General features: G+C 57.3%; 3 protein-coding genes. 2 read left to right on the top strand and 1 reads right to left on the bottom strand.

Annotation, left to right across the window (positions count from 1 at the left end; all coding sequences use genetic code 11):
- Positions 1–136: 136 nt before the first annotated feature.
- Positions 137–1,042, bottom strand: a complete 906-nt coding sequence (locus ACOTYN_RS25995) for a LysR family transcriptional regulator (RefSeq protein ID WP_332957261.1) — start codon at positions 1,040–1,042, stop codon at positions 137–139.
- Between the two features lie 109 nt (positions 1,043–1,151).
- Here ACOTYN_RS25995 and ACOTYN_RS26000 point away from each other — a divergent pair, with 109 nt between their 5' ends.
- Positions 1,152–2,012: a pirin family protein gene (locus ACOTYN_RS26000; protein WP_071922393.1), complete on the top strand. Its 861-nt coding sequence runs from the start codon at positions 1,152–1,154 to the stop codon at positions 2,010–2,012.
- 19 nt (positions 2,013–2,031) lie between these two features.
- Complete coding sequence (locus ACOTYN_RS26005) at positions 2,032–2,709, top strand: isochorismatase family protein (RefSeq protein WP_071922394.1); 678 nt, start codon at positions 2,032–2,034, stop codon at positions 2,707–2,709.
- The last annotated feature ends 189 nt before the right edge of the window (positions 2,710–2,898 follow it).

The raw sequence follows: 2,898 nt of genomic DNA on the forward strand, positions 1-2,898 counted from the left end.
CCATATTCAAGATGAGAGCTCGTACGAAAGTACGGGCTTTTTTCTTTTATATTCTCCAATAGGGGGGGATGAGAACTTTGCTTCCTCTGCGGTGATGGTGTCGGGTGGCGCTTCGCTTACCCGACCTACAAAGAATTTACTCCTCAGCCATCCGCGCATACTCTTCGGTTAGAAAATCGACCAGCGCCCTGACCGATGGCAGTAGACCGCGCCGCGAAGGATACACCGCGTGGATCACTTCCCGTCTGGGCTCCCAGGCATCCAGAACCCGCACCAATTCCCCTTTCGCCAACTGATCTTTAACCATTAAAATCGGCAACTGCACCACGCCTACGCCCGCCATCGCCGCTTCCCGCAGCGCCAGCATATCGGTAGTTATAAAGCGCGGCGTGTAGTGGATTTCGGCTTTCGCTCCCTCCGGACCGCTCAGATCCCATTTATGCAGTTGCTTGCCCGCCCCCATACTTAAACCCGGCCAGTCACTGAGTTCAGCAGGCATCACCGGGTTGCCCATCCGCTCAATCAACGCCGGGCTCGCCACCAGGCAGTGTCCTCTGTCAGCCAGCACCCTTAACACCAGATCGCTGTCATCAAAGGGACGCGGACGAACGCGGATCGCCACGTCAATGCCTTCTCCTACCAGGTCAACCCGCCGGTTGGTGGCCTCCAGCTGAAGATTGATCCCCGGGTAACGCGACATAAACCGCGCCAGCATGGGCCCCACATGAACGTGCAGCAACGTGACAGGACACGTTATCCTGACAACACCGCGCGGTTCAGCCTGTAAGGCAGCCACCGCCTCCTCCGCCGCTTCAGCCTCGACCAGCATGGCTTTACAGTGCTGATAGAACGTTTGCCCCACCTCCGTCACCGTAAACTGCCGCGTGGTACGCTGTATCAACCGCACACCCAGTCGCTCTTCCAGTTGCGCAATCCGGCGGCTCAGTTTCGATTTAGGCTGATCGAGCACCCGACCTGCCGCTGCAAACCCACCGTGGTCCACCACTTTCACAAACCACACGAAATCATTGAGATCCTGCATATGCCCCCATTGTTCCATTTTAAGAACAGTGAATGTCATTTTCACTCTCTACCGGGATATTAGCTCTGAATATAAGCTAATTACATCGACAGCACATCAGGAGTTAATCATGAAAACCGTAACAGGCGTCTATACCGCACCTCGTCCCCATTGGGTCGGAGACGGTTTCCCGGTTCGTTCGATGTTTTCCTACCAGACGCACGGTGAATCACTCAGTCCGTTCCTGCTGCTGGACTATGCCGGTCCCTACACCTTCCCGGCGGATGGCGCGAAGCGTGGCGTGGGCGAGCACCCTCACCGTGGCTTTGAAACGGTCACCATCGTCTACTCCGGCGAAGTGGAACATCGTGACTCCAGCGGCAAAGGCGGGGTCATCGGACCGGGCGACGTGCAGTGGATGACGGCGGGCGCAGGCATTTTGCACGAGGAGTTCCACTCCAGCGCGTTCTCGCAGAAAGGCGGCGAACTGAAAATGATGCAGCTGTGGGTCAACCTGCCCGCCAAAGACAAGATGGCAGCGCCCGGTTACCAGAGCATCACGAAGGCGGATATCCCTGTCGTCACGCTGCCGGATAGCAGCGGAACGTTGCGCGTCATCGCCGGCCGCTTTGACGAGGTGACTGGCCCGGCTCATACCTTCTCACCGCTGAATGTGTGGGATCTGACACTACGCCAGGGCAGCCACCTGGCGCTCAATCAGCCTGAAGGCTGGAGCACGGCGCTGGTGGTACTTGAGGGCAGCGTAACGGTGAACGGCACCACGCCAGCGGGTGAGGCACAGCTGATCGTATTCAGTCAGCAAGGCGACAAGCTTCATCTGGAAGCAAACGGCGACGCAAAAGTACTGCTGATGGCCGGCGAGCCGCTGAATGAACCGATTGTGGGCTATGGCCCATTTGTGATGAACAGTAAAACCGAAATCGCGGAAGCCATTCGTGATTTCAACTCCGGCCGCTTCGGCCAGATCTAAACGTAATAAGGAGCGCAAAATGTCTACCCCTGCAAACTTCAACGGTACACGTCCCGTCATTGACGTAAACGATGCAGTCATGCTGCTTATCGACCACCAGAGCGGGCTGTTCCAGACCGTCGGCGATATGCCGATGCCAGAACTGCGCGCCCGTGCGGCGGCGCTGGCAAAAATCGCCACCCTGGCGAAGATCCCGGTGATCACCACCGCTTCCGTCCCACAAGGACCGAACGGCCCGCTTATCCCGGAGATCCACACCAATGCGCCGCATGCTCAGTACGTGGCCCGCAAAGGTGAGATCAACGCCTGGGATAACCCGGAGTTTGTGGCGGCGGTAAACGCTACCGGACGCAAAACGTTGATCATTGCGGGCACGATCACCAGCGTCTGCATGGCCTTCCCGTCGATCAGCGCGGTTGCGGATGGGTATAAAGTCTTTGCGGTAATTGACGCCTCCGGGACCTACAGCAAAATGGCGCAGGAGATCACCCTCGCGCGTGTGATGCAGGCCGGTGTGGTACCGATGGACACCGCGGCGGTGGCATCTGAGATCCAGCGAACCTGGAACCGCGAAGATGCTGCGGAGTGGGCTGAGGTGTACACACATATCTTCCCGGCGTACCAGCTGCTGATCGAAAGCTATAGCAAAGCTCAGGAAGTGGTTAAAAACAGCGAAGTGCTCGATTCACAGCGTTAATTAAGCCCTCAGCGGCATGTGCTGATTAAGGCTTAACCGAACAAGCACGAATACAGAAAATCTGCTTGACCGTGTAAGCGCAACTCCCTATAGTAGCGCCCCGTTGCCCCCCACGCGGTCAGGCAGCAAAACAATATGGTGAGGTGTCCGAGTGGCTGAAGGAGCACGCCTGGAAAGTGTGTATACGGC

Source organism: Enterobacter cloacae complex sp. IR5458 (assembly GCF_049238025.1).
Taxonomy (GTDB): Bacteria; Pseudomonadota; Gammaproteobacteria; order Enterobacterales; family Enterobacteriaceae; genus Enterobacter; species Enterobacter kobei.